Here is a 24,887-nt window from a genome sequence, read left to right on the forward strand (position 1 = left end):
GAAGTCGTCCGATGGCGTGTCACACCGCAACGAATTGCGATCAATCGAGACGACCTCTTCGCCAGCCCCTGCCTCTACTTCTCCAGAACCTGACCTGCCTCGATAAACTTGCGGAAGTCGAACGTCCCCTGGCCGGCGTCATAGGCAGCTTCCAGTTTGGAACGATCGACCACAAACGCGCCGCGGAACTCAGGCTCGTACAAGTCGTTCAGTGGTGCTCCAATCCGGACGGCATTGCCATTCGCCGTATCGTAAGTCGCCCGGAAGAACTTGCAGGTCAAAAACACCACAAACGTATTGCTTCGAGTCGTCCCATTCTGCGACATCTTCGCAATCAGACGTTCCCGGGTCATCGGATCGAGTGCGCCATTGCTATGGTCAGTATCTGAACCGACTTCGAAGAGTAGCCGTGTATTCTGATCCAATGGATCGACGCTGCGAATCCATGAAGGCAGTGCAGGATTCCCGGCTCCCACTGTCGGAGTGGCACTAAAGCTGCGGAATGGGCGACTTCCCGGCAAACCGGGTAATCCATACTGCTGGCCACTATCTCCATACCATGGATCAGCTTCCGAGTAATCTCTGTTGAACAGAAACTCATTCCACCAGTTGAGACCATCGATCGTACTGAGTGGAGGTGCAGAAACATTGGTGGTGAGATCGACATTCACCACGCGTTCGTCATCCAGCCATGCTGCCAGCACTTCGGGATGCCGGATCGTATTGGGATTCAGCTTGCCTGGTACTCGATTGATGGAGTTCATGGCGGTCTCATTGCTGAGATTTTTATTGACCCTTGAGGGGACTTCCAGAAGTTCGAGAACACGGTGCCAGCGGTTGTGGTTATTCCCCGCTGGAGGCGTGGTACTTACAGGAGACTGATACAACGGCGCCAGGAACTTGGCTCCCGCCGTTCGCGAATACTCGATGAAATCGATCGCTCCATCGTTGTTTGAATCGTATTGCTCTTCGAGGTTCTGCTGACCGGCGGCATAGCTCTTTCGTGTATCGACCAGTCGTAACGTCAAATGCTTCGGACCAAACAACGGGATCAAAAACAGCTCACCCATATTCGCCAGATCGCGGTCAAAATGCCTTTGCAGTGCTGTCCATGTCACCAGCGCACCAGGGTTGGCTGCTCCAATCGAGTTGACATAAGGATCGAGTGGCGCTGTTTCGGTACCATCAGGCGGAGTTGGTGGTGTGCCATCCGGATGTTGAGTCAGGCTGGCAGCAGTTGCGTCGAGTGGCTGGTTTCGCTCAAAGGACCGCAGCTTATTGAGTTCTGTATCAATATTCGGATAAGCCGTCGATGGTTGAAGATCGAACTCTCGCAATCCAGTCACTCGCAATCGATCGACTTCCACCCATTCGTTGTCAGTCGCTGCCGTCGCATCAGCGGGACGGGTTCGCCCCAGGTACTGTCGGCGGTACAAAATCACATCCAGTGGGTCGTTGGCATTGGTAATCATGCTGTCTTCGAGAAGCCGGATACCAGCGGTCACAGCTCCGTATTCGTTGGCATCTCCTGCCATGAGCCGGTGCGTGGTGCCGTTTGTTGATTCCCGCCTGACGACATCGAGATCAAGCACTCCGTTTCGAGGTGCAATCCAGGTTCGATTGATCGTGAAATCTGGTGTCCCGCTTGTCCATTCAAAATCGACCTTCATCACACTTTGCATATCGGTCGGCTGTGCAGAAGCGCCCACGTCAAAGCTCGTTCCGCCAATCGTATACCGGCCATTCGGAGCAATCGTCCCCAGTTGCATTGTGAGTGCTCTGGCTTTGGAAAGGTCGGGTAACGTCATAGCGATGCGAGGCTGGACGACAATCTGGTAGTCACCATTAGTAAAGTCAATGTTATCCGGACCGGTGTTTGCCAATTCGACATACATCAGATATTGATCAGTCGTATCATCCCACTGAGTGGCCTGATGATCGACAGGGACCATTGAGGCGTCTTCAACTTGATTGGCTTTAATGGCCAGCACTTCGTTAATCGCCAGACGCTGCCGCTCAATCCCATAAACCTGAGCATAGGTTGAACTGCCAGAAACTGTCGCAGAAGTGGGCAGGTTGGCATCGTCGACGTTCCAGCCATCAGAAAGGTCGATGTCGTAGACAAAGCGGGTAATCACTTCATCGCGATCCATGGCATCGACATAGTTGACGGCAAACTGCGCCATCTCCCGGAGTTGATCCGGCGAATAAAGTGCAGAGGCCGGCTGGGTGGCCGCATTGAGGTTGTCGGCTGCTCCACCAAACAAATAGAGCAGGACATAGACATCGCGAGCCAGTCGCTGTCGATCCAGCCGCGCTTGCCGCTCTTGAGTGCTTGTCGCGATATTCGCGCCGGCATTCACTTCATGCTGCACCAATGGGCGGACTGTCGGGCTGGCTGCTGTGCCATCAATCACACTGTTGAGTGGAATGCGGCGGTGGATGCGTGCTGTGTTGTTATCATTTTCGATGATCTCCAACCACTTCCGCACAGGGCCACGCAAGGGATCTGCTGCTGAATAGGGCGCCACAGCACCGAACTGGGGAGGAAACACAAATCGTCCACCACTGGCTGTGTATTCCCAGGCTCGACTGATGCTTCGTGGCCACGAGAACTGCTTACGATCCGAGCTCACTGTCGTCAGCTTCGTGCGAATATCATCGGCACGAGTGCTGTTGCCTGTATTGAGATTGAAAGGGGCCAGATCAGTCAGTCGGGTTGCAACATTATATTCCGTGGCTTTTGCCTGACGCATCTGCAGGACGGCACTATCAAAAGCATCGAACAGGCTGTCATTCAGATCGGGAGTGTCGCGATAGTAGGCGGTTTCGTAAGGATCATCACCCAACGTAAAGACACCGGCCAAGCGAGGTGCATTCGTGGTATTCCATTTCACGAAGGAATTCGTGTCCTGCCCGACCATCCGGCTGAAGCGGAACTGGTTGTTGAAGAAATCCAGATTTTTCACGTTCGTTGATAAGACATAAGATCCAACACCCATGAAATCGAGCGGCCACGCAAATGTCGAATTCAGTACGTTCGCAGCGACTGGATATGGCCACGAGGTTGGATAGCCTGTGCCACCATTGGCAGAATCATTGTTATCATCACTGTTCGTCAGTCCTGCCCTAGGGAGTACAGTTCCAGTACCGGTCGCAACGCTTTGCAGCAGCGATTGCTCTCCATGGCGACCTGGATAAAGTGTCTCTATAACTGAAGGGGCACTGAACTTTACCCTGCCTAAGAGGATCATCGCCAATTCCATATTCGAAGCTTCCTTCCAGGTATTGACGATCGATGTAATGGGTGGATTTGTCGTCGGCCCAGGGTAACTCGCAGGCTGTGCACCGAACATCTGAGAGTAAGGTGACCAATCGACACCACCTGCCACATCAGCAGTTCCCGGGCGGGAGTTGAAGACCCAGGACGGGTTCACTTCGGCAGGCCCTAAGCCTTGATTGGATCGCGAAAAGAATTCGAGCGAAGCCGCTGCACCGAGAACTCCTGCAGGTACTGCTCCCGTGGCACCATTGGGATTCGTCCCCAGTGCAGGCACTCCCAATGCCTGATTCAAAGCGAGATTTCCATGGGCATTCAGGTTGATCAGACTGTCCAGATCATAGATCGTGGCGGAAAAGAGGGGCACGAATGGGTTGCCATTAGCATCTTCCTGGACAGGATAATCGAGGTCGAGCCAGATCCCTTCTGGAATACCGTCGAGGTCATTATCAATGTCATATTCATAAGTGGCAGCATCGGTGAGGAACGTACCGGAAGAAGTCGCGATTCGTTCCCAGATGCCCTGACGACCGGTCTTAAATACTGGGACAGATGTCGTGTAGCTTTCATCCATCGGCTGCATGGGGAACCCCTGCGTCATCGGCGGATTCAGTGATGGACTCGCCGCCTCAGCATTTGTCAGGAAGCGACTGACGGCAGAAGAACCCTGCACCTGGACTCGATGATCAGGGTGCGGCCTCAAGGAGCGGCTACCCCATCCGTTATAGTCATACCAGCGCTGACCAGCAGGATCTGTCGCCAATAATGGATCGTTCGTACCAGGCCTTCGCATGTACTGAGGTCTGTGATAAGAAGGCACGATGACCGGGACAGACAATGCTGGATTGGTCGGGTGTGGTATATATCCCCGATAAGCCAGGAATGCGGTATTGATATCAGGGGCTGTGTAATCTCCACCACGGCGGGGAAGGAGCAGTGGATCGGCACTTCGCCAGTTATTGGCAGCCGGTGAGACGTTCAGTGACAGCGGGTTGTATTCGGTTTGCCCGGCAGTGATGGTCGAAACGGTCGCTCCGGTGGAAACATTGATGCGGTCTCCAGTTCCTGCGAGGAGGTTAAAATTACTGACACGGACAGGAGCCGCCACATCGGCAATCAGATAGTTATCAATGGCCAGAGTGCCGGCATTCCACGACATACGCATCGATCCGCCATCAAACGGATGCCGGTCGGGATACTGGTAAACGACACGACCTGTCCCGGCTGAATCAACGCGTTGCACATTCCCCATGGCGTTGGTCACCATCGAATGAGTGCTCGACCATAACGCACTGCTGCGATACTCGGGCCGGGTGCCAACGACGATCTGTTCCAAAGCGAAGTCGAATAGAACTTCGCCAGTCAGTCCCAGTTCCTGGGGAGCTTTAGCCGCTTCCGAAAAATATTCGGCATTACTTTGCTCCTGCCGGGCGAAGGTGAAAAAGATCACCCCCAGGATCGAGAGCAATCCCAGCAGCACAAGAACGATCAGCAATGTCGATCCGCGGCGAGGATGTGCGATGGTTGCTGGCTTTCGATCTTTGCCAAGCTGAACAACCTGCTGAGCCGATTTTGCATGAATCATGTTTTTCATAATGTTCTCTCCTGCCAGAATTGGCAGCGGCATCAATCAAGATGCCCATCGACGGTGCTCGAACACTTCGTTCACGAGTTGCTTCGGCCCGCAATCTCGAATGGTATCGATCAATATTTCTGCTAGATATTGTTGATCAAGCCAACCCCAGTTGCGTGCACTCGATATTTGTTAACGAGATTCGAATAGCACTGCAGGTCGCGGATATCTGAATTTTTTTATGGTTAAGGAGTCAGGTCACATTGCATGGTGACTGTTCGTAGTTGCTGGGATGTCGGGTCTAAAAATCGAACCGTGATCTGTATTAAGCGAATTGGGCGACGGTTATCGACAGGAGTCCATTCGACCAATCCATCATTGATCGGAGTTCCATAGACGATGGGTAGTGTCAGTGGAATAGCGGCTCCAGCGGCATTGTTCGTCCCGGCACTGGCTCCTGAGCGAACGAAGAAGACAGGATCGCCGGGAATGCTGGAGACACCCCCGGACAGTGCAGGCAATACAGCGCCTGCCGTCGTTCCCGGAGTAAATCGCGGCAATTCGAAGGCGGACGCTGTCGCAGCCGCAATGTAGCGTCTGGGAAGCAGGGGAGGATTTTCAGCCGGATCTGACGTGATGGTCGCCAGTCGAACATCCTTTGCCCAGGTATCAAAAACATTGTTTCCACTTGGTCCATCAGGCCCAAAATCAATATTCAGGCGACGATCCGGATTTCCGGTGACTGCAGGATTGGTGCTATAGAGCACACTTCCTGGACCGCCGATATCAACAAAGGCTCCTAAACCTCCATTGGCAAAGTCATCCCAGACTTTCACGTCGAATGAAACCACATTCGCCAATAATAGATCTTCACCGCGCCGACTGCCATTCGCGGAATTGTGCTGGAGTGGATCCACAACTCCCGTGGCGGCATCAACCGTCAGGCCCGCCGTGGCCTGATTCATGGGGCTCGGCGTTGCTGTAAATGGATATTGAAAAGCGACATTCGAGGTTTCTTCCATCGTGTAGCGACCAAAAAACACACCGGATAGAAACTCACGCGGTTTACCGGCATCAGCCGTTCCATCGGCGAATTCGAAACCAAAGCGGCTGGTTGGAAGTTGCAGATCAGCCAGAGTATTAAATCTGACCCCATTGATAAACGGCGGTGGCATGGTCTGGTTGAAGGTTCGAGAACTGATTGGGCGTGCCGAAAAATCAAAGTCCTTCCAGAATGTCGAAGTAGCAGATGGTGTATATCTGGTGGTGGCTCCTGATGTGGAATCGAACAGCGTGTTCGTGGTATTGCCGTCTTCATGAGGCTCAATTTCGGCAGTTGAATCGGCGGGCTGACGAACCAGCATGACACGTCGATAAAGAGCCCCTGGCCGACCGGTGGTGCCGCGCCGCATAAACAGCGAAATCTCGGCTGTCGAACTGAGTGACGAGAGGTTACCCAGGTCGCCATCATCATAATCGGGTTGATTCAGACTGTTGCCCACCTGCAGCGCACGCCCGGAGTAGCTGTCCGTGTCGGCTAAAGAGTTAATCGTCGCAGTGATCTTGCCCGTGAACTCCAGCACATCATCAGTATCATCGAACGGGTTGTTTTCCGAGATATAGAAGTAGCCGAGCATATCGCTCTCTTCTGTATTCACGGTATCTGTATATCCCGTGGGCCGGGCAGCCCAGGGCCAGACATAGCGATAGGTGCGGTTATTGAGGTCTTTGGTGATGATCGTCTGGATCGATCGCGCCCGCTGATCGTTCTCCATGATGCCGCGCTGGGTTGAGACTGTCCCTGCAGCGATCTGAAAAACCTGCGCAAAGAGCGTCATCATCAACAGGACAAGTGCGACCGAAACCAGCATTTCGACCAGTGTAAAACCGGCGGAATGCCCCTTTCGATGGCCTTGTAGTCTTGGTTGTTGAGTTAAAGAGTTCATTTATTGCACATCTCGAATAGAGACTGGATTGAGCGGAAAGACATCCACCACATTGGGCATGATGACTGCCGATCCATCATTCGCATTTTCAAACACGCGGCCCTCAATACGTATGCGGGCATAGCTGGTCCCTGAGCCTGTCGAAAGACCAGTGGGGTAAAAAGAAGCGGCTGGAAACTCAGCAGGCTTGGCTGCCGCCAGACTGGTGAAACTTTCTTCTAATTGGGAGATGCGATACCAGCGCATGCGGCCGGCATCGAGGATATAGCCACCCTTCTTCCACTTGGGAGGATCGTTCTCATCGTATTTGACAACGATGACCGAAGATGCTGCGCCGGAGGTATCGACATACGAGGCGAAGAACGCTCCCTGAATCCGTTCGTCATTGATGCCAAACTGGCGGCGGAAGAAGACCACCGCATCCGAATTGCGTGTTCCATCGGCCTTAACGCGCGTTGTCGTCAGCCAGGTGTATCGCAACTCCTGTGTTTCGATACGAATCTTGACTGGTGAAAAGCCCAGTGCACCGACGAACGACAGGCTCGTCGATGTCGGCGCGGGTGTCCCGCTGATTGGACGAACTTCGACGCGACGCATATCCGCATCGAACATCACCATCCGGCTGGAAGTAACGGCCGGATTGACGATCTGACTCAAGCCTGTCTGGTCAGCAAAGGTGATCGTAAAGGTGCCGTCTCCGTTATCAACGGGAGCAGCAAAATCGACCGATTCCACCTGCAGGAGCCAGCTGTCGGGCAATGTTGCGATCTGGCTTGCCTGCAATAACGTCGTGGCACCGCCCGTAAAACGCGGCACGACAGTGAGCGCGTTGGTTCCATCATTTCCGAAAAAGCGACCAGCATTGGGTGCCAGGACATCCGCCATGCGGAACGAACCCAGGGGATCCACCACATAACCATTGGTAATGGAAACTGGCTGCCAGATCGTCCCATCAGCCGCTGTAATGGGCCCGGTACTGGCCCAGACAGGTTCCGTATTTCCCAGGACACCACTGGTGCTGCAACCAAAGACCAGGCGTGGAAACTGTGAACGAGTGATGGGGTTACTGGGCAATATAAATGTGGGGCGCGCGGGATTGTCGGTGATGGATGTCGCCGTCAGTCCCGGTTGCCAGAGTGCAGCGCCGGTGTTGACCTGACTAAGTGCATTCCGCATTCCGCGAACATTGTAACTCAGAATGGCCGAGTTGGTCATATTGGTCGCAGCGACCGACTTCAGCACGCTGATCGGGAAGAGGGAGGCCAGACCGACAATACCAATCCCCATAATCATCAGCGAGATGAGAACTTCACTCAGCGTCACACCTGCACGAGCATTTGAGCCGTGAGTTTTGTTTGGCCGATAGTTAGTTCTGGTAGACCGAGGGAGCGGAAGTAATGTTTTCATTTACCGGCTCCTTCACCAGTTTCGGCATACAGCAAGCGATCACTCCCTGCTCCGTATCCCAATTCATGCACAGAAACTGCTCCCGTGCGAGTTGCCACACTGACAAAGTACTTATCGCCTCGGTTTTCGCTGTCTTCCAGTTCGGCAGCAGAGCCGCTTTCCCAAGCCAGTCGATCCAGATCGGCATCTTTTTGTGTTCCAACGTAGAGATGTAGTAAACCCGCTGTGGCGGCCTGACCAATGACGGTGCCACTGGGCGAGAACATGATGTCAATCTGGTTGCTATAGCGAGGGGGATTGACTGAGCCATCTCGCCAGGCGGTCGGTAGAATATTTCCCCTGGCAGAAGCTGTCGCGAGATTGTCGATATTCCGGGAGCATCGATCGAGATGCACGACCACACCTGCGGGCAGAAAGACGGGCTTCTGACCCACAAACGGTACCGGATCGAGTTGCAGGTCATAGGTTGTGACACCATCCCGGCCTGCAGCGAAGGCCTCAAGTGTTCCTGAAGGTGTTTCTGCTGGTAAACGGAAGGGAGTTGTGAGCCGTAAACGAATCTGGCCGGCACTGGTATCCAAGGTTGCTCGATACCACGTCCCCTGGCTTCCTTTAGGAATCCGAATGCGAATGTCATTAGGAAATCGCTGGCGAGAAATGAGATTGGACCAGTTCGTTCCTGCCGCTTCAGCCACCACTCGAACATCGGTCGAAGTCAGGTTCGATTCATCCCGTCGCAATTCAATCGTTCCATCCGACCATAGCTCACCAGGTTGGATATACACCATACTTGTAATCGTGCGGTCATTATTCGGACTCTTGATGAAACGGACACCCACGGGTGCTTTAGCATAAATGGCTCGGTCACGCGCACCATTGAGGAACGACTGTATCTGCCTGGCACCTGCGCGGACTTTGTCACCATCGAGGCTCAGTCGCACCATCGTCGCAGTGATGACCAGGAGCGTGACCAGAATCGAGATCACAACCAGCAGTTCGATCAGCGTAAAGCCGCGTCGCTCAGAGATTCTCTGAACCGGCTGGCGACCGATCGGCAATATTACGTATTTAGCAAACATGAGAGTCAATCTCCCGTCCTTGAATCAGCGACGGTTGTTGAAGTTCGAAATATCATCCAGTAAATCATCGCGAGATGCCGGCAAGCCAAGTCGCCCTGTGGTGGTATGCGGCTCCTGCAACCCCAGCACTTTTCCCGGCCCTGCGGAAACGATGAGAGGGGTAAAGAACGTATCGAGCTGGTGATAGTTATTACGAAAAGCCGCATCGCTTTGACCCAGCCCGAGCAGCATCGATTGAATCCGGCCGTAGCCATCATCAGGATCGACACCCAAGGGATCGAGATTGGTGCCGGTGGATGCTGGCAGTTCAGGAATCAGTACAAGGCCATACTGTCGATCAATTGTGCCACTCGGATAAGTGAGTGGTGGGTTTGAATTGCTTGCTGTTGCCAGAGTCGCTGTGGTGCCACTCGTCGTATTGCGGACCAGAGCCGTCGGCCAGCGATAGAACCGCAATGGTTCGCCCCAGGCATCAATAAACTCCAGGTGACCATCGCCGTCGGTATCCCGGACTTCGTTACTCGAAAAATTATCGGGACTGACGGGTGGTAATCCAAAAACCTGGGCTTGGGTGAGGGCGTAATAAAGTAGTGCCGATGATTCGGTTTCGACCTTATGATTGGCACTGATATAGGCTGTTGATGTCAACAGGGGATGACTCGATGGCAACTCGCTGAATGACTGAGGAAACGTCTGTTTCAGCAGCATCTTCCGGGCAAGGACTTTCATCGCCGGGATATAGTTATTGGTGTTCGCATTACTGATCCCCAGATCAGCCCGCACCTGCCGGAAGTATCTCTGGTTGTTTGTCCCCTGCTCCAGGGCTTTATCAACAGCGCGGTTAAACGATTCCAACCGCTGCTGAAGAAGGCCATCGATTTTAAGAATTGTCGCCTGTGTCGCTCGCTCACGCGCTGTAAGAATCGTATTCCCAAAAACAGCCGCAAATATCGAAATCATCAGCAGGATCAGGCCGATCACAACCAGCAATTCAATGACGGTAAAACCTGCCCGGCGATGTTGCGAACCGCGAGTACGAGGCGGGAAGCTGGAATTCGACGAAATTCTGTTCGCGCAACGGGCAATGGCGCCAGTTGGTGAACTACGAAAATCGAATTGGTGAAACGGATGGATCATCTGAGCATCCCGCGATCGCCCCGTGGCTATGACTAGAAGCAAGCTATATATAAATCAAGAACATGACAGATAGAGGTTCGGCTCAGCGCCTAGCGACCACCCAGTGTTCCCGAATAAAAGTTGGTAATGTTATCGAATTCCGCCTCGCGGTCTGCCACACTCACAGCCCCGGTAATTCCCGGTGCCCAGACAGCAGAAGGAATATCGGTGGCAGCGTAACCTGGCAATGGTGTAGCGACTTCAGGTTGGAACGGCCCACCCGGCCCGAAAGTCTGGTCATACCCGGGAGAGATGATCTGGAAAGATTTAGCATTCCAGGCTGACTTATTGGCTTTATCCTGTGCATAGGGGAGGATAGGGTAGTTAGCTGAGTTTCCCTGGGGGCCGTAAGTTAAAATGCCATACTTACCATTCGTGGTGGCTGCGTAAAAATAAGGAGTACCCTGCCCTGAGATGGGATCGACAATTTCTGGCAGATTGTCGCCATCAAGATCGGTATAGCGACTTGCAGGATGTTCGTAGTAAGGAGTGGTGCGCGGGCCAGTTCCACGTCGGAAGGGGGCAGCCGGGTCTTTGGAAAAACCAATGGCCCGCCATAACGTGGTGGAACCTTCAACTGTCTTTTCGTGTAAACCACCCAGGAAGAAGGCCAGGCATTCCGCATTCGAGAGCACAATCGCACTCCCACCAGCCGTCCCATCGCCATCGATATCCGGAGCACCAGCGGTATAGGCAAAGTCAAACTGTGGCCAGAACTGACGGATAATGGCTTTGGACTCGCGAATCTCTTGAGCCGTGTACAAATTCGGTGCCACCCCACCATCCGCCGGAGTGGCCCAGAGTGTCGCTGTTTGTGGAATGACAATGCGGCTGGGGGGATGGATTCCATACTCTTTCTCAAAGGCGACACAGGCCGATTCGATTGCACTGATTTCTGTACGCACCTGAGCAATGGTTGCTCTGCGGCGGGCGCCGTTAATGGCAGGCAAGAGGAGAGCGATCAGTATCGAGATCACCACAATGACAGCCAGCAATTCAATCAGCGTGAAGCCCGCACGAGGCCCGGAGGAGCCACCGTCTGACTGTGTACTGGAATCGCATCCGCGCCCGGCAAAACGAAGGCTGTAGGGGTTGGTTTTCAGGAACATGATGAACTCCAGTCGCAGCGATGATAGCCGGTGGTCGATGGATGAATTTCTTGGGTTACAAACAATTCGTTCAAGGCGAAGATCGCAAAGGGCTGTTCAGACACTGGAAACACCTCGCCCCTGAAATCAGAGATTTCTCTGATGAATCGAGGCTGGCGACATGCTTCCGTGTCAGTTTCCACCCAGTGCAGTTTCAACCGGGATCAGGACAGGTCGTTCAGCAACTGAATCAGAGGCATGAAGAGGGCAATCACAATGAAGCCCACAATCAAGCCCAGCACCACGACCATGAGTGGTTCGAGCATGTTGATCAGACCTTCGACCAGCACGCCCACTTCTTCGTCGTAGACATCGGCGACTTTATAGAGCATGTTGTCGAGTGCTCCCGTTTCTTCACCGACGTCGACCATATTGACGACGATCTCGTCGTAAATTTTTGTTTCTCGGAGAGGAACAGCCATCGATTCCCCTTCGCGAATAGCCGCATTGACGTGCTCGAAAGCCTTCACGAACACGGCGTTTCCAGCGGTATCACGGGTAATCGACAATGCTTCCAGAATCGGTACACCTGAGGCCACGAGTGTTCCCAGCGTGCGGCACGTTCTCGCGATAATCGACTTTTTCAAGATCAGCCCCAGCATGGGAATGCGGAGTGAAATCCAGTCGACAACAAAGGCCCCGGTTTTGTTCTTTTTGATAATCTTGATCAGCAGCCAGATCGAAATCGGAATGACGGGCCCCAGGTACCAGTAGTTCACGACCGCACTACTGGTGCCGATCAAGACTTCCGTCATCATGGGCAGTTTCGTACCGAAGTCGTCGAAGATCTTTTTGAACTTCGGGATAATCCAGTACATAATGAAGCCCACGATCAACGTGGCCACAGTGATCACCGCTGCCGGGTAGATCATGGCGCCTTGAACTTTACGCTTCAGGCTTTGCTGCCGTTCTTTGAATTCTGCGAGTCGCTGGAGAATCACTTCCAACGCACCGCCTGCTTCACCGGCCCTCACCATGTTCACGTAGAGATTATCAAAAGCTTTGGGCTGCTTACCCATGGCTTCCGATAGAGTGCTACCGGATTCAATATCTTCGATGACGCCCATCAAGGAGTTCTTAAGGGCACCAGGCTTGGCCTGCACTTCCAGAATTCGCAGACTTCGAAGAATGGGTAGACCAGCATCCTGAAGTGTCGACAATTGCCGTGTAAAGGTGCAAAGCTGCTTGGCACCTACCCCACCAATCGTGAACGTTCCCTTCTTGCGGGCGTTGGGTTTCTTCTTCCCATCCTTGGCTGGGCTTGTGTCTTTTTTCTTCTTGGTGCGACCTTTTTCAGAGATCTTGGTGACATAGAAGCCACGCTCGCGGATCTTCGATTGAGCCTCCTGTTCGGTGGCGGCTTCAATCGTATCCTTGACTTCCATGCCCTTGTTGTCCATCGCTTCGTACATGAAGGTGGGCATTATCAGTTCCTTATCTGAAAAAGATGCAGAAGTAGTAGACTCTCAAGACTCAAGCAAACATGTTTCAATCGATCGATTGATCGTGAAGTGTCCAGAACGTCATCAAATCCCGTCGAGGGAATCATGAAAAACCAGCGAAGAGCCCATGATCTTTAGCCTTCGCCATCTTCCGTAATTGTTTCCCTCACAATTTCATCAATCGTGGTCACACCGTCAAAAATCAGCTTCAATCCGGCCTCTCGCAAAGTGGTCATCCCCTGCGAGCGGGCAAAATTACGGATGTCGTCCACAGAAGCACTCGCGGCAATCAGATCGCGAATATCGTCTGTGACATCCAGCAGTTCGTAAATTCCGCAACGGCCTTTATAGCCAGAGTTGTTACAACGCTGGCAACCTTTGCCGTAGTAGAAATTATATTTACGAGCCTGCTGAATCGGCAGTTGCAACTCCATCAGCAATTCATCACTGGGATCAAACTTCGTGCGGCATTCTGTACAGATTCGTCGCACCAGCCGCTGAGCCAGTACTGCTTCAACACAAGCCGTAATCAGGAAGGGTGGGACACCCATATCCCGCAATCGAGTAATCGCCGATGGGGCATCGTTGGTATGCAGCGTACTGAAGACCAGGTGCCCCGTAAGTGCGGATTGAACTGAAACTTCAGCCGTTTCGTAGTCGCGAATCTCACCCACCAGAATCGTGTCAGGATCGTGACGCAAAATCGCTCGCAGCACCGTCGCGAAAGTCACCCCGATATCATGGTTCACAGGCACCTGCAGCAGGCCCTCGATTTCGTATTCAATCGGGTCTTCTGTCGTAATGATCTTGGTTTCAACGTCATTGAGTTCATTTAAAGCCGAATACAGCGTGGTCGTCTTGCCAGAACCTGTCGGTCCCGTCACCAGCACAATGCCGTTCGGCCGCTTGATCATGCTGCGAAAGCGTGTCAGCGTATTGGCGTCCATCCCGATTTTATTCAGATCGAGCTGCACGACCGTTCGGTCCAGCACTCGCATAACGACCGCTTCGCCAAACAGTGTGGGCAGAATACTGACTCGCAAGTCCACACTGTTCCCACCCACGTTCAGCTCAATTCGACCGTCCTGGGGGAGCCGACGTTCAGCAATATCCAGATCACTCATAATCTTGATACGACTGACAATGGCATTCGCCAGGTGACGAGGGGGTGGCACCATTTCATAGAGCATCCCGTCCGCTTTCACACGCACCTTGAACTCGTCTTCAAACGGTTCAAAGTGAATGTCGCTGGCCTGATCCTTAATGGCCAGCAGCAGAATCATGTTCAGCAGCTTACGAATCGGTGCGGCATCAGCCAGCTCGGCTTCATCGAGATTATATTCACGGCTATTCTGGCCGCCGGTCCCTCCATAAGATTCCTCCATCGAGGTAATCAGATCTTCAATACTATCCTGCTTGTCGGCGTAGTAACGGGCAATAGCCGCTTCGACATCCTTCAAGTTCGAAATCGCACCGCGGACTTCGGCTCCCAGAAAATTCCTCAAATCATCCAGGGCCGCCACATTCTGCGGGTCAGCCATGGCGACTGTCAGCACATTATCCTTCAGAGAAATGGGCATGATCTTGTAAAGTTCAGCCATCGTCTGGGGCACCATTTCAATGGCGCGGGGTGGGATTGTTGTTTCTCCCAGATTGACGACTGGCATCCCCCATTGTTCCGCCAGAGCTTCTGTGACCTGTGCTTCGGTCACCAGACCCATGCGGATCGCTACCTGGCCGATGATCTCCCCCGGACTGCGCTTCTGCTCCTCCAGCACATCCCAGAGTTGATCCTCTGAAATGTACCCCAGGTCGACCAGAATCTGTCCGAGTTTACGCTGTGCCATACGTCCAACTTTATCTAACAACGGGCTAACAATTCTGTTTGCCGTCGATACGAATACTCAAACTGAAACCAGTACTCAGCACCCACTCAAACATCGCTTCAATCCGATGTGCAGAAGGTGGGGCGTTCCTTTAAGGCGAGATCGATCTACTGCCACGAAGATTATTCCTCGTCCTCTTCGTCTTCAGGTTCATCATCCAGCAATCCCTTCTTGGCCCGGGCAATACGGGCTTTCAATTCGCCAGGCTGATTGGATCGAACCACCACGTCATCTTCTTCGCAGATCTGGTTTTTCCACAGATTGAAGAGCGCATCGTCCAGAAGCTGCATCCCGAACTTGCGGCCTGTCTGAATGGCCGAGTTAATTCGGTAAGTCTTTGCTTCACGAATCAGGTTCGCGATCGCAGGCGTCACCACGAGAAGTTCATAAGCTGCCACCACACCCTTGGGTTTTCGCGGCAACAGCGCTTGTGAAAGAATCCCGATAATCGAAGTCGAGAGCTGGGTTCGAATCTGCTCCTGCTGGTTGGTCGGAAACACGTCGATAATTCGATCCACAGTTCCCTGAGCACCGGTAGTGTGCAAAGTTCCAAAAACCACGTGGCCTGTTTCGGCTGCGGTAATCGCAGACGAAATCGTCGCCAGGTCACGCATTTCCCCCACGAGAATAATGTCCGGATCCATACGCAGCGCACGTCGGAGTGCTTCTGGAAAATCAGGTACATCCACACCGACTTCCCGCTGATTGATCGTCGCCTTTTTATGCTGATGGTAATACTCGATCGGATCTTCCAGTGTGATGATGTGCGCATCATCATTGTCATTCAGGTAGTTGATCATACTGGCCAGAGAGGTGGTTTTGCCCGAACCGGTCGGCCCGGTCACCAGAAACAAACCTCGCGGCCTGCGGATCAGATCTCGAATGATCGGGGGCAATCCGAGTTGTTCGAACGAAAGAAACTCATTCGGAATACGCCGCAGCACCATCCCGATGTGGCCGCGCTGCTTGAACACAGCCACACGAAATCGAGCCTTATCACCAAACGCAAATCCGAAGTCAGTTCCACCAACCTCCTGGAGCTCCTGCTGGTTACGCTCAGGCGTGATACTTTTCATGAGAGCGACTGTGTCTTCAGGCTCCAATGATTTGGTATCCAGCCGGACCATGTGACCACTGACACGTACCACGGGAGGCTGCCCAGTCGTGATGTGCAGGTCGCTGACACGCTCGCGAACCACTGTTTCCAACAGTTTGTCGATTTGCAGAAAAGCCATGGCACCCAAGTTTCTGTCGATAGTTCACAGATCAAGAAATCGCACACGGAGAAAATTACAGAGAACAGAGATCAAATGCTGTTCAATTGTCTGATCAACCACACAAATTGGCAAAAACTCACTTATCCTTCTGCGAGCATTCGTCTTGCCAAAAACAGTGTCGAAGTTGAATAAGAACTATGAGATCTCTCTGCCAGATTTCCGTGAATCCGTATCAGTTTTCGGTGAAGATCGAGTCAGAAGGAAAACAAGACGAAAGGAATGACGAAATGGTGTGTGAAAAGCGAAATGAAATGAATGACTGAGAGTGACCTGAGAACCAGATCAAAATTCGTTTGCGAAAAATCGGTCAAACACTGTGAGTATGAAAGAAAACTGATCGATGGCCCGCTGAAGACATTATTCATCGCTTCCCGACGATCTCAAGCCATCGCATCAAAAGCTCCTCATTTTGCTTTCAAGTTCACGGCTAAGCAGCAACACGTCATCCGCCATCTGTTGCACTTCCTGATTTCCCGGCAAGCAAATTTGTTGAGCTCTCAATCTCTCACCTTGCCCAGGAAGATGTTGCAGAACGAAGGGCTCTGCCGAAACCTGTGCTCACTTCTGCAACATTCAAGGTGATGCATAGAGCTGAAGTCAGCAGGCAAATCTTCAGCCGTCTCCCCTTCACCATTGGCAATCAAGATTTCCTCTTGATTGCCAGGCCGCTTGGAGTGCTGTCGTACTACCCGTAAGCTGAGGCCGAGCTCAATAGATTGTATTGCACGCAGTGCGAAAGAAGTTCGGCGCTGCTTTCGGCGCCGAAAACCTAACTTCCGCCTAGTGTCCGCTCCCCTTGTCAAGCTTGTAAGCCTCAAGCAGCGTTGACTTTCCGATCAAGGCCTTGTCGACGGCATCTTCGACCAGCGTCTTCATGCCGAACAGTCGCGCCTGTCTCCGCAGTGACTGGGAAGGTTCCCCTTTAAATGTCATTTCACGCAATGTGGAGTTCATCATCATCAGCTCGAACACAGCGGCTCGACCTCGATAACCTGATTGCTGGCAGTGATTACAACCCTTGCCTCGCATAAAGTTCGCTCCTGCAACCTGTTCTGGTGTCAGGGCAAAGTGTGCAATTTCGCTGGGGTCGGGTGCATAAGGTTCTTTGCACTTCGGACAGACGGTACGCACCAGTCGCTGCGCCATAATGGCCACAATCGACGATGCCACCAGAAATGGCTCGACCCCCATGTCAATCAGACGTGTAATAGAACTGGGTGCGTCGTTCGTGTGAAGAGTACTGAAAACCAGGTGTCCAGTTAAAGAAGCCTGAATTGCCATCTGAGCGGTCTCGGCATCTCGAATTTCCCCCACCAGAATGATGTTCGGAGCTTGCCGCAACATCGCACGAATAATGCGTGCAAAGTTCAATCCAATGTCGGCCTTCACTTCGACCTGATTGATTCCGGGCAGGTAATACTCGACAGGGTCTTCAGCCGTGATGATCTTTTTGTCCGGCCGGTTCATTTCGCCCAGGGCACTGTACAAAGTGGTGGTCTTCCCGGAACCGGTGGGCCCTGTCACCAGGAAGATTCCGTTCGGACGTCGAATCGTGTTGTTGAACCTGCGGTAATTCTCGTCCGACAACCCCAGGCTGCGGATCCCCACTTTAATATTGTTGCGATCGAGGATTCGCATCACGATGGCCTGGCCAAAACCAGTGGGGAGAATGCTGACTCGCAGGTCAAAGTCCTGGCCGTTGATGCGGGTCTTGATGCGTCCGTCCTGGGGCCGCCGCTTCTCGGCAATATCCATATTTCCCATAATCTTGAAACGGGAAATCAGTGCCGAATGCAGCCGCTTGGGGGGGCTGTCTCGTTCGACCAGCACTCCGTCAATTCGGTAGCGAACACGCACCTTGTCTTCAAAAGGCTCAATATGAATGTCGGAGGCACGCATGTTCACGGCTTCACTGACAATCAGATTTGCCAGGCGGACAATCGGGGCATTCTCCTCCGCAGTCGTGGCAGCCGATGAAGGAATATCCGTCGCCGTAAAATCAATGGCTGTTTCGGTGAACTCCAGCAGAATCGAATCGACAGATTCCGTTTCACTCTGGCCATAATGCCGATTGATGGCATTTTGAATCGATTCTTTCGAGGCCACTGCCAGATCGATATCACGGTTCAGCAGAAATCGGAGTTTATCAAGCACCTCATAGTTCATCGGGTCGCTGATCGCGATCTTCAGCCGGTCGTCGTCCATCGCCAGCGGGATCACGATGTTTTCGCGAGCAACCGATTCGGGAAGCAGCCCGATCACACCACTGGAGATCTCCATCCCGTCCAGACTGACATACTGGTAGCCGAAAGCGGCGGCCTGCCTCTGGCCCAACTCGCTCGCTCCCACGTACCCCAGTTTAATGAGGGCGTCAGAAATCGAGATCCCCATACTGCGGCCGAGGTCCTCTGCTTCACCAAGCTGATCCTTACTGATGAGACCATCCTTGATCAGTTTGCGAAGGTAATCATCCGCCATCGGTGGCTCCTGAGTTTTCTGAAGTCAATCGAGTTCAAAGATGCACAGAATATGCGTTCAATTCAGATAAATCGGCGGCTGTAAAATCGTCAGTTCATGACTGTCCCAACCACTCAGATGGCCGGCGGCAGCCCAGTGAAATGCTTGATCAGAAGGCAATATTGAAGCAGGCGACTACGGAGCCATTGGGCAACGATGTTGATCGAGCTGTGTTGATCGATCTGTATTGCCCAAATAGTCCCGATCATCACCTGTGATTTGGCATGATATGAAATTTGAAAGGACAAGCTGAGAAACGCCACACAACAGGTTTCTCTCTTTTGCGAATTGTGGGGTTGCTCAACAAGAGAAGTCAAGGACGCAAGTGCCCATCGATTCGATGGTTACACGCATTTCTCCGCATCCCCGCCCAATTGGCTTATCTCAACTGATTTTGGGTTCAGCTGACAAAGGGACTTCCGGCCCTGGAGCCTGAGCAGTTCTCAGCCTTTCAACTCGACCGTCGAGTGCTATTCCGGAGCACCTTGCATATCCGAGGTCAGCGCGCGGTAACTCCCCTGGTTCGGAACAGACGCTTCGGATGGCGCACCCTGGGTTGATTCACTGTCGGCTGATTTCATCTCAGAGGAACCTGAAGATGACCTTAGCACCCGATTCATTGACCAGGTCATTGTCAGAATCACAATCGTCCACGCCGGAATCAGCATCGCCCACGCGGCCCATGTCATGGTCACACCACCTCAACGGAAAACCAGATCAGCGAAAATTCAATCAGTCATTCAGCATCGTAGCTCTCACCAGTGACATTTGACACAGATTTCAGAATTTCACACCGCGTGAAGTGCCATGCCTGTGTTCTGTTCTCTCGAAATTCATCCCGAGGCAACGGCGATCACTTTCCTCAATGCGATCCTTCGAGACCGGAAAACATAGGCACGAAAACCCATCATGGTCTGGTCTGCATAACAGTCGAAGTCCAAAGAAGTCGCACACTGATCAGAATCATCGATCCACGACGCTTCAGCCCGACCTGAGATTCAGACCCGTTTTCGGGGCTTACAGCTAAGCGACAATTCCCTCCTCGATCAAAAATTCAGGAAAATGAGTCGCCGAAGGGTACTTTTCGTCATCTGCAGAAATTCTCATGCGTATTCCTTTCTGGTGGTTGCTTGAGAAGCTTTTGTCATCCAACATTTTTGGCAGGAGTGTCCATCGATGCCTTACAATTCTGTTCTGTCACAACCGGGGTTGTTGAAAGACTTCCACATCAGAGCAGGGCATGCTGTGAATCCAGCCAAACCACCACTCCATACACCGGTGATCCTCCCGAAGGGACAGAAGTTGTCCTCTCTTCCAGAGGCCGATGCCGATGTTGACGCCACACAAACACTGAATTCCGTCGATCTGGATCGTCTCCTGACGATTCAAAAGTGGGCTCGTTTACTCGATGCTCGTTTCACTATTCCCGGCACCAGCATTCGCTATGGCTGGGATTCCATCATTGGCCTGGTTCCGTGGGCAGGGGATTTACTGACCGGGCTGGTCGGAGCATGGCTGGTATATCTGGCCTATCGAGTGGGTCTCCCTCGATGGCTGTTGCTGCAGATGTCGGCCAACATTGTTCTCGATTTCGCAGCCGGGAGCATTCCCGTTGTGGGAGATCTCTTCGATCTTGCCTTCAAAGCCCACATCCGCAATGCCATTCTGGTCGAGAATTACGTCAAAACCCAGCAAGCCGAACTGTAAGCCGTGGCTCTCATGGATCGAGTGGGCTATCAACGCGCGATCGGCAGGCGGGATGATCGTTTGGCAACCAGACTCAGGGCGATTCTTTTGAGGTCTGTCTGATCAACAGTCATCGCGAGATCGAGATTCTTCCCGGTCAATGTTTGGTACACGTCGTGCAGAGATTTGGGAATTGATAGTCTCCATGCGCGGTGAGGTATTGTTGTGCGAGCGCCTTTGTCTTCATCCGGGTCATGGATTTCACGCAGATTTAGGGCCTGATGGTCACAAAAAGCGAAATCCCAGGCATTTCGCTCCCTGAAAATGAGGTTGCTGATGGTTCCAGCGAACGTCTCTGTTGAAAATCGTGTATCGGTTGAAAATCAGGCATCGAAACCATCAGAAACGGCTCCTCATCATGCGGGCATGGGGGCGATTCTTACACAACAAGGTGTGGCCTTCCGTGTTTGGGCACCACACGCCGAGGCCGTCTCTGTGGTGGGAGACTTCAACGACTGGCAGGAGACTCGACATCCACTTTCCCAGGAGTACCGCGAGCAATTGGAAGATCATGAGCAGGCAGGAACTGCTCCAGAATCTGTCGCAAGTGGTTTCTGGTACGGCGAAGTCACAGGGCTCAGTGTCGGTGCAGAGTATTTGTACGCCTTAAAACTTGGCGAGAAGTGGATGACGCGCATTGACCCCTACGCGAAAGAGGTCACGAATTCCGTGGGTCACGCCGTCGTGACAGATCCTCATTTTGACTGGCAGAACGATGCCTTCGAACTGCCACCCAGGAACGAACTTATCATTTATGAGATGCATATTGGCACCTTCGCCAAAGATGCCGGCGATGGCCAGCCTGGAACACTTTCTTCAGCAATTCGCCAGCTCGATCATCTCAGACGCACGGGTGTAAACTGTGTCGAAATCATGCCTCTGGCAGAATTCGCTGGCGATTTCTCCTGGGGTTACAATCCTGCTCACATTTTCGCTGTCGAGTCGAGTTATGGCGGGCCGAAAGCCTTTAAGGAGTTCGTTCGCGAAGCTCATCAAAGAGGCATCGGGGTCATTCTTGATGTTGTCTACAATCACTTCGGTCCATCTGATCTGAGTCTATGGCAATTCGATGGCTGGAATGAAAATCAACTCGGCGGTATCTACTTCTATAACGACTGGCGAGCTGAAACTCCCTGGGGCAGCACCCGCCCGGATTACGGCCGACCCGAGGTTCGACAATACCTGTGTGATAATGCACTCCACTGGCTTGAAGACTTTCATTGCGATGGCCTCCGCTTTGATATGACGTTATATATTCGCAGTGTGCGTGGCGATGGCGACCCCGGCGGTGATCTCCCTGATGGGTGGTCTCTAACGCAGTGGATCAATCGCGAAATCCATGCGCGCCATCCCCAGGCCCTGACAATCGCGGAAGATCTTCACAATAAAGATGATCTGACAGCACCCGTCGAACGAGGCGGAGCTGCCTTCTCCGCGCAGTGGGATGCCAGGTTTGTTCATCCAGTACGAGAAGTCCTGATTGAACCCGATGATGATGACCGTTCACTCGATTCCATTAAGGGGGCCATCTTCGCCACTTTCAACGGCGACCCATTTGAACGTGTCATCTATACCGAATCTCACGATGAGGTAGCAAACGGCAAAGCCCGCATCCCTTCAGAAGTCATGCCGCTCGAAACTCGCAACTGGTTTGCCCAGAAGCGCGCCACTTTAGGCCTCGCCCTGGTCATGACAACCCCCGGAATTCCAATGGTCTTTCAAGGACAGGAATTTCTGGAAGACGGCTGGTTCCGCGACGACGTGCCACTCGACTGGGATAAAGCTATTGAACTCAAAGGAATTCTCCGGCTATTCCGGGATCTTTGCCACTTGAGACTCAATAACAAAGGCGTCTCTCGCGGATTGACAGGTTCAGGACTTGCACTGCTATATGAAGACCACACCGCTAAAACATTAGTATTCCACCGCTGGCATACACCAGCCCCACACGACGATATAGTAGTGATCCTCAATTTTTACCGCGAACCCCGGCAGGTCGAGTTCAATTTCCCTAATGCAGCGACCTGGCAACTGGAATTGAATTCAGACGCCAGGATTTACAGTCCAGAATTCGCCAATACGCCCTGTATCGATCAGCTGAATCTGCAGGATGAAGCCACCAATCCAGCTCACCATGTTTCGCTCGAAGTCGGCCCTTACTCGGCCTTGATCTTTTCGCGTCAAACGTAGCTGGCCTTAGACGATCAGTGGCTGAAGCGATTGGATCTCATGCCATAAAACGGGCGACTCTACCATGAGTCGCCCGTCTTATTGTAATGCATACTGAAAAAAGAATGCGAGAACGGTTACCAATGGCGAAGACGCCAGCCCAGTACAAATCCGATACCCAGGCAGACCATTGCCGCAGTGCCAGGTTTTTCACGGGCGTAGACTTTCAGGTATTCTCCCAGATCATGAAATGGCTGAAGCTCACAACTCGGCTGCAAGGCATGAGAAAGCATCTCACTTTCTGGTAGTGAATTGTCTCTCTCTTGGCCAACTGGAATCGTCGCCTGATAACCTTCACTGGTAATCATGATTGACTTTCTATGATAACTTGTTCTCGTGAAACTCTATGAATCAAGCGGATTTCCGCCAGAGAATGAAACGTAGTAAGTGATCCAGAAAACGAATGATTAGGGGCCTGTTGAGTCGTTGCTCTCATCCTGGTGTAATAGATGTCTCATCCATTGGAGATTAGCTCGGAACTCCTCCTGATTACTGGCGAGTGGTTCAATGGCACGCTGTAATCTCATCACAGCCCACGCCAATGTTGTGACTGCGATGATCACACCCATGGCGGCTGTGCAAGCTAGAGACGCTTCTTGGGATAAGCCGACAGTCGTTTTCAGCCAGGCAGCTATCGCCATCAGTGCGATGGGTAAACTTCCCAGGAGTAGTGCACTACCTAGTGAAAACAGTCCCAGTGCCAGTTGCGATCTCTTCCAGAACTCAACAATGTCCATCTGGAAAAGTTGTAGTTGAAGATCGGCCAGTTTGAGACACTCGTGAACGATGGTGATGAGTGTCGGTGGCTGCTCATTGTTTCTGAAATTGCCGCGGCTGGCAGGTACCGGCTCGCGTTCATTCATCGCGATCTTTTCTGAATCCATCCCCAGGTTGCTCCCATAGTCGCAGCGATCAAGAGGCTCATGGCCGCATTCTGCGCAATCCAGCGATTCGCCACATCCCAGGCATCAACAGGTCTCTGTAAGCGACCGTTGTCGATCGTCCTTACGAGAAGCTTATTCTCAGTGAATCCCTCGGTAACCCGTAATGCCTGAGTCGGATTCTCTCGTACTCTCATTTCCGATAGCACCCCATGATGTTGTGAAGAATTAGAATGGCTGCAGACAGGCCCTCGGTCAAAGCGATCTGCGATCATCACCCATGGTAGAGGTGAAGGTTGTTTTCCGGTATTGGCGTATTTCGCGAATGGATATCATGAGTGCCGGGAGCATTGAACGTATCTGATGATGGATGCTCAGTCGCTGTTTGAACAGAGTTAATCAAACGATCAATTTGAGAAACACCATAGTTGATTGCACTGCGTAGGAGAAATTGGCTCGCAATCGTCACTCCCGTCTGCCACAAAGTTGGTACAGCAGGTGACTGGCTGATCGGCTCATTGAACTGCTGTCGCTGAAGTTGCTTGACGATTTCCCGTCGCGTTGCCTCATCGATTTCTACCTGCACAGCAGGCGTTTTCCTCGGGATCAATAGATAACCGGCTGCCGCTGCAATTCCCACACTCAGGAGAGGGTGCTGGCTGACCTGATACTTCCAGTCCAGCCAGCGGTGGGCCTGAGCGCTCCACTCGCTGGAATGCTGATCAAGTTGTCGCCTCAACCGCCGCATCTTGAATCGAATTCTCTCTCGATCATCCATCATATGTCTTTCGGCGGTGAGGCTTTTTATTGAAGTATATAAGTAGCGTTTATAATAGCTACAAGATCGGGAACTTGTTATCAGGCTCGGTCAGAACGTAGCAGCAGCGTGACGACGACTCCTGCCAGTAGTCCCACACCAAAGGCTGTCGTAATCGACTCGAGTGGACGCGATGCAACCATCTTGTGTGCTTCCTGCATCCCCGATTCAATCCCGCTCTCAATCGATCCCAATCCCTTGCCAGCGGCATGGGCAGCTGTCTGGGCATATTCACGAACTGTTTGTCCTGCATTGCCCAGGAAGTTCTGTCCGTTTTTCACCGCCCCTTGAACAAACTGCTCCAGTTGACGACGTGATTCTCCAGTCTTGCTTTCGAGCAGACCGATCAATTGCTCAGTATTCCCCTGGGCCTGCTGAAGTTCATCATCACTGATTTGGCCCCAGCGTTCCCGAATCTGACCTTTAAGGTGTGTCCACTGTCCTTGGATTTCTTCACGTGTAATCATGCTGATCGATTCCTAA

General features: G+C 52.5%; 17 protein-coding genes. 2 read left to right on the plus strand and 15 right to left on the minus strand.

Translation table 11 applies throughout. The features are described 5' to 3' along the window. Nucleotides 1-74 precede the first annotated feature (74 nt). The 11 genes from PLIM_RS02075 to PLIM_RS02140 form a co-directional block, all read right to left on the minus strand. Nucleotides 75-4,874 carry a hypothetical protein gene (locus PLIM_RS02075; RefSeq protein ID WP_013108682.1) on the minus strand — a complete coding sequence of 1,600 codons (4,800 nt, stop codon included), beginning with the start codon at nucleotides 4,872-4,874 and terminating at the stop codon, nucleotides 75-77. Nucleotides 4,875-5,098: 224 nt separating this feature from the next. Continuing rightward, nucleotides 5,099-6,799, minus strand: a complete 1,701-nt coding sequence (locus tag PLIM_RS02080; protein ID WP_013108683.1) for a prepilin-type N-terminal cleavage/methylation domain-containing protein — start codon at nucleotides 6,797-6,799, stop codon at nucleotides 5,099-5,101. Further along, nucleotides 6,800-8,206 (minus strand): type IV pilus modification PilV family protein, encoded by a 1,407-nt coding sequence (locus PLIM_RS02085; RefSeq protein WP_013108684.1) that lies wholly within the window; start codon nucleotides 8,204-8,206, stop codon nucleotides 6,800-6,802. After that, nucleotides 8,203-9,285 carry a pilus assembly FimT family protein gene (locus PLIM_RS02090; protein ID WP_013108685.1) on the minus strand — a complete coding sequence of 361 codons (1,083 nt, stop codon included), beginning with the start codon at nucleotides 9,283-9,285 and terminating at the stop codon, nucleotides 8,203-8,205. The genes PLIM_RS02085 and PLIM_RS02090 overlap by 4 nt, the downstream gene beginning before the upstream one ends. A 24-nt stretch (nucleotides 9,286-9,309) precedes the next feature. Beyond that, nucleotides 9,310-10,422, minus strand: coding sequence for a hypothetical protein (locus tag PLIM_RS02095; RefSeq protein ID WP_013108686.1), 1,113 nt, complete (start codon nucleotides 10,420-10,422; stop codon nucleotides 9,310-9,312). Between the two features lie 89 nt (nucleotides 10,423-10,511). Next, nucleotides 10,512-11,570 carry a type II secretion system protein gene (locus tag PLIM_RS02100; RefSeq protein WP_013108687.1) on the minus strand — a complete coding sequence of 353 codons (1,059 nt, stop codon included), beginning with the start codon at nucleotides 11,568-11,570 and terminating at the stop codon, nucleotides 10,512-10,514. A 203-nt stretch (nucleotides 11,571-11,773) separates the two neighbouring features. Beyond that, the gene (locus tag PLIM_RS02110; protein WP_013108688.1) at nucleotides 11,774-13,033 is read right to left on the minus strand and encodes a type II secretion system F family protein; all 1,260 of its coding nucleotides are present in this window, start codon (nucleotides 13,031-13,033) and stop codon (nucleotides 11,774-11,776) included. Nucleotides 13,034-13,185: 152 nt separating this feature from the next. After that, the gene (locus tag PLIM_RS02115) at nucleotides 13,186-14,898 is read right to left on the minus strand and encodes a GspE/PulE family protein (RefSeq protein WP_013108689.1); all 1,713 of its coding nucleotides are present in this window, start codon (nucleotides 14,896-14,898) and stop codon (nucleotides 13,186-13,188) included. 161 nt (nucleotides 14,899-15,059) lie between these two features. Beyond that, nucleotides 15,060-16,172 carry a type IV pilus twitching motility protein PilT gene (locus tag PLIM_RS02120; protein ID WP_013108690.1) on the minus strand — a complete coding sequence of 371 codons (1,113 nt, stop codon included), beginning with the start codon at nucleotides 16,170-16,172 and terminating at the stop codon, nucleotides 15,060-15,062. 822 nt (nucleotides 16,173-16,994) lie between these two features. Then, nucleotides 16,995-18,692 (minus strand): GspE/PulE family protein, encoded by a 1,698-nt coding sequence (locus PLIM_RS02130; protein ID WP_013108691.1) that lies wholly within the window; start codon nucleotides 18,690-18,692, stop codon nucleotides 16,995-16,997. Nucleotides 18,693-19,201: 509 nt separating this feature from the next. After that, on the minus strand, nucleotides 19,202-19,420 hold the full coding sequence (locus tag PLIM_RS02140; protein WP_013108692.1) for a hypothetical protein: 219 nt from the start codon (nucleotides 19,418-19,420) through the stop codon (nucleotides 19,202-19,204). Nucleotides 19,421-19,907: 487 nt separating this feature from the next. Here PLIM_RS02140 and PLIM_RS02145 point away from each other — a divergent pair, with 487 nt between their 5' ends. Continuing rightward, nucleotides 19,908-20,438: a DUF4112 domain-containing protein gene (locus PLIM_RS02145; RefSeq protein WP_013108693.1), complete on the plus strand. Its 531-nt coding sequence runs from the start codon at nucleotides 19,908-19,910 to the stop codon at nucleotides 20,436-20,438. 315 nt (nucleotides 20,439-20,753) lie between these two features. Next, nucleotides 20,754-22,667 carry an alpha-amylase family glycosyl hydrolase gene (locus PLIM_RS02150; protein ID WP_013108694.1) on the plus strand — a complete coding sequence of 638 codons (1,914 nt, stop codon included), beginning with the start codon at nucleotides 20,754-20,756 and terminating at the stop codon, nucleotides 22,665-22,667. A gap of 116 nt (nucleotides 22,668-22,783) precedes the next feature. Here the strand turns inward: PLIM_RS02150 and PLIM_RS02155 are convergent, their stop codons facing one another. The 4 genes from PLIM_RS02155 to PLIM_RS02175 all read right to left on the minus strand — a co-directional run bounded on the left by PLIM_RS02155 (nucleotide 22,784) and on the right by PLIM_RS02175 (nucleotide 24,871). Continuing rightward, entirely contained in the window at nucleotides 22,784-23,014 is a 231-nt protein-coding gene (locus PLIM_RS02155; RefSeq protein ID WP_013108695.1) for a hypothetical protein, read from the minus strand. A gap of 99 nt (nucleotides 23,015-23,113) precedes the next feature. Further along, complete coding sequence (locus tag PLIM_RS02160; RefSeq protein ID WP_041400950.1) at nucleotides 23,114-23,569, minus strand: phage holin family protein; 456 nt, start codon at nucleotides 23,567-23,569, stop codon at nucleotides 23,114-23,116. Nucleotides 23,570-23,861: 292 nt separating this feature from the next. Next, nucleotides 23,862-24,335 carry a hypothetical protein gene (locus PLIM_RS02170; protein ID WP_148226944.1) on the minus strand — a complete coding sequence of 158 codons (474 nt, stop codon included), beginning with the start codon at nucleotides 24,333-24,335 and terminating at the stop codon, nucleotides 23,862-23,864. Nucleotides 24,336-24,445: 110 nt separating this feature from the next. Further along, entirely contained in the window at nucleotides 24,446-24,871 is a 426-nt protein-coding gene (locus PLIM_RS02175; protein WP_013108699.1) for a CsbD family protein, read from the minus strand. Between the last annotated feature and the right edge of the window lie 16 nt (nucleotides 24,872-24,887).

The sequence above is a fragment of the Planctopirus limnophila DSM 3776 genome (assembly GCF_000092105.1).
GTDB classification, from domain to species: domain Bacteria; phylum Planctomycetota; class Planctomycetia; order Planctomycetales; family Planctomycetaceae; genus Planctopirus; species Planctopirus limnophila.

Excerpts from the sequence above, each read along its gene's own strand:
- PLIM_RS02075 (WP_013108682.1), bottom strand. The coding sequence starts at position 4,874 with ATGAAAAACATGATTCATGCAAAATCGGCTCAGCAGGTTGTTCAGCTT.
- PLIM_RS02080 (WP_013108683.1), bottom strand. The coding sequence starts at position 6,799 with ATGAACTCTTTAACTCAACAACCAAGACTACAAGGCCATCGAAAGGGG.
- PLIM_RS02085 (WP_013108684.1), bottom strand. The coding sequence starts at position 8,206 with ATGAAAACATTACTTCCGCTCCCTCGGTCTACCAGAACTAACTATCGG.
- PLIM_RS02090 (WP_013108685.1), bottom strand. The coding sequence starts at position 9,285 with ATGTTTGCTAAATACGTAATATTGCCGATCGGTCGCCAGCCGGTTCAG.
- PLIM_RS02095 (WP_013108686.1), bottom strand. The coding sequence starts at position 10,422 with ATGATCCATCCGTTTCACCAATTCGATTTTCGTAGTTCACCAACTGGC.
- PLIM_RS02100 (WP_013108687.1), bottom strand. The coding sequence starts at position 11,570 with ATGTTCCTGAAAACCAACCCCTACAGCCTTCGTTTTGCCGGGCGCGGA.
- PLIM_RS02110 (WP_013108688.1), bottom strand. The coding sequence starts at position 13,033 with ATGCCCACCTTCATGTACGAAGCGATGGACAACAAGGGCATGGAAGTC.
- PLIM_RS02115 (WP_013108689.1), bottom strand. The coding sequence starts at position 14,898 with ATGGCACAGCGTAAACTCGGACAGATTCTGGTCGACCTGGGGTACATT.
- PLIM_RS02120 (WP_013108690.1), bottom strand. The coding sequence starts at position 16,172 with ATGGCTTTTCTGCAAATCGACAAACTGTTGGAAACAGTGGTTCGCGAG.
- PLIM_RS02130 (WP_013108691.1), bottom strand. The coding sequence starts at position 18,692 with ATGGCGGATGATTACCTTCGCAAACTGATCAAGGATGGTCTCATCAGT.
- PLIM_RS02140 (WP_013108692.1), bottom strand. The coding sequence starts at position 19,420 with ATGACATGGGCCGCGTGGGCGATGCTGATTCCGGCGTGGACGATTGTG.
- PLIM_RS02145 (WP_013108693.1), top strand. The coding sequence starts at position 19,908 with ATGCCTTACAATTCTGTTCTGTCACAACCGGGGTTGTTGAAAGACTTC.
- PLIM_RS02150 (WP_013108694.1), top strand. The coding sequence starts at position 20,754 with ATGGTTCCAGCGAACGTCTCTGTTGAAAATCGTGTATCGGTTGAAAAT.
- PLIM_RS02155 (WP_013108695.1), bottom strand. The coding sequence starts at position 23,014 with ATGATTACCAGTGAAGGTTATCAGGCGACGATTCCAGTTGGCCAAGAG.
- PLIM_RS02160 (WP_041400950.1), bottom strand. The coding sequence starts at position 23,569 with ATGAATGAACGCGAGCCGGTACCTGCCAGCCGCGGCAATTTCAGAAAC.
- PLIM_RS02170 (WP_148226944.1), bottom strand. The coding sequence starts at position 24,335 with ATGCGGCGGTTGAGGCGACAACTTGATCAGCATTCCAGCGAGTGGAGC.
- PLIM_RS02175 (WP_013108699.1), bottom strand. The coding sequence starts at position 24,871 with ATGATTACACGTGAAGAAATCCAAGGACAGTGGACACACCTTAAAGGT.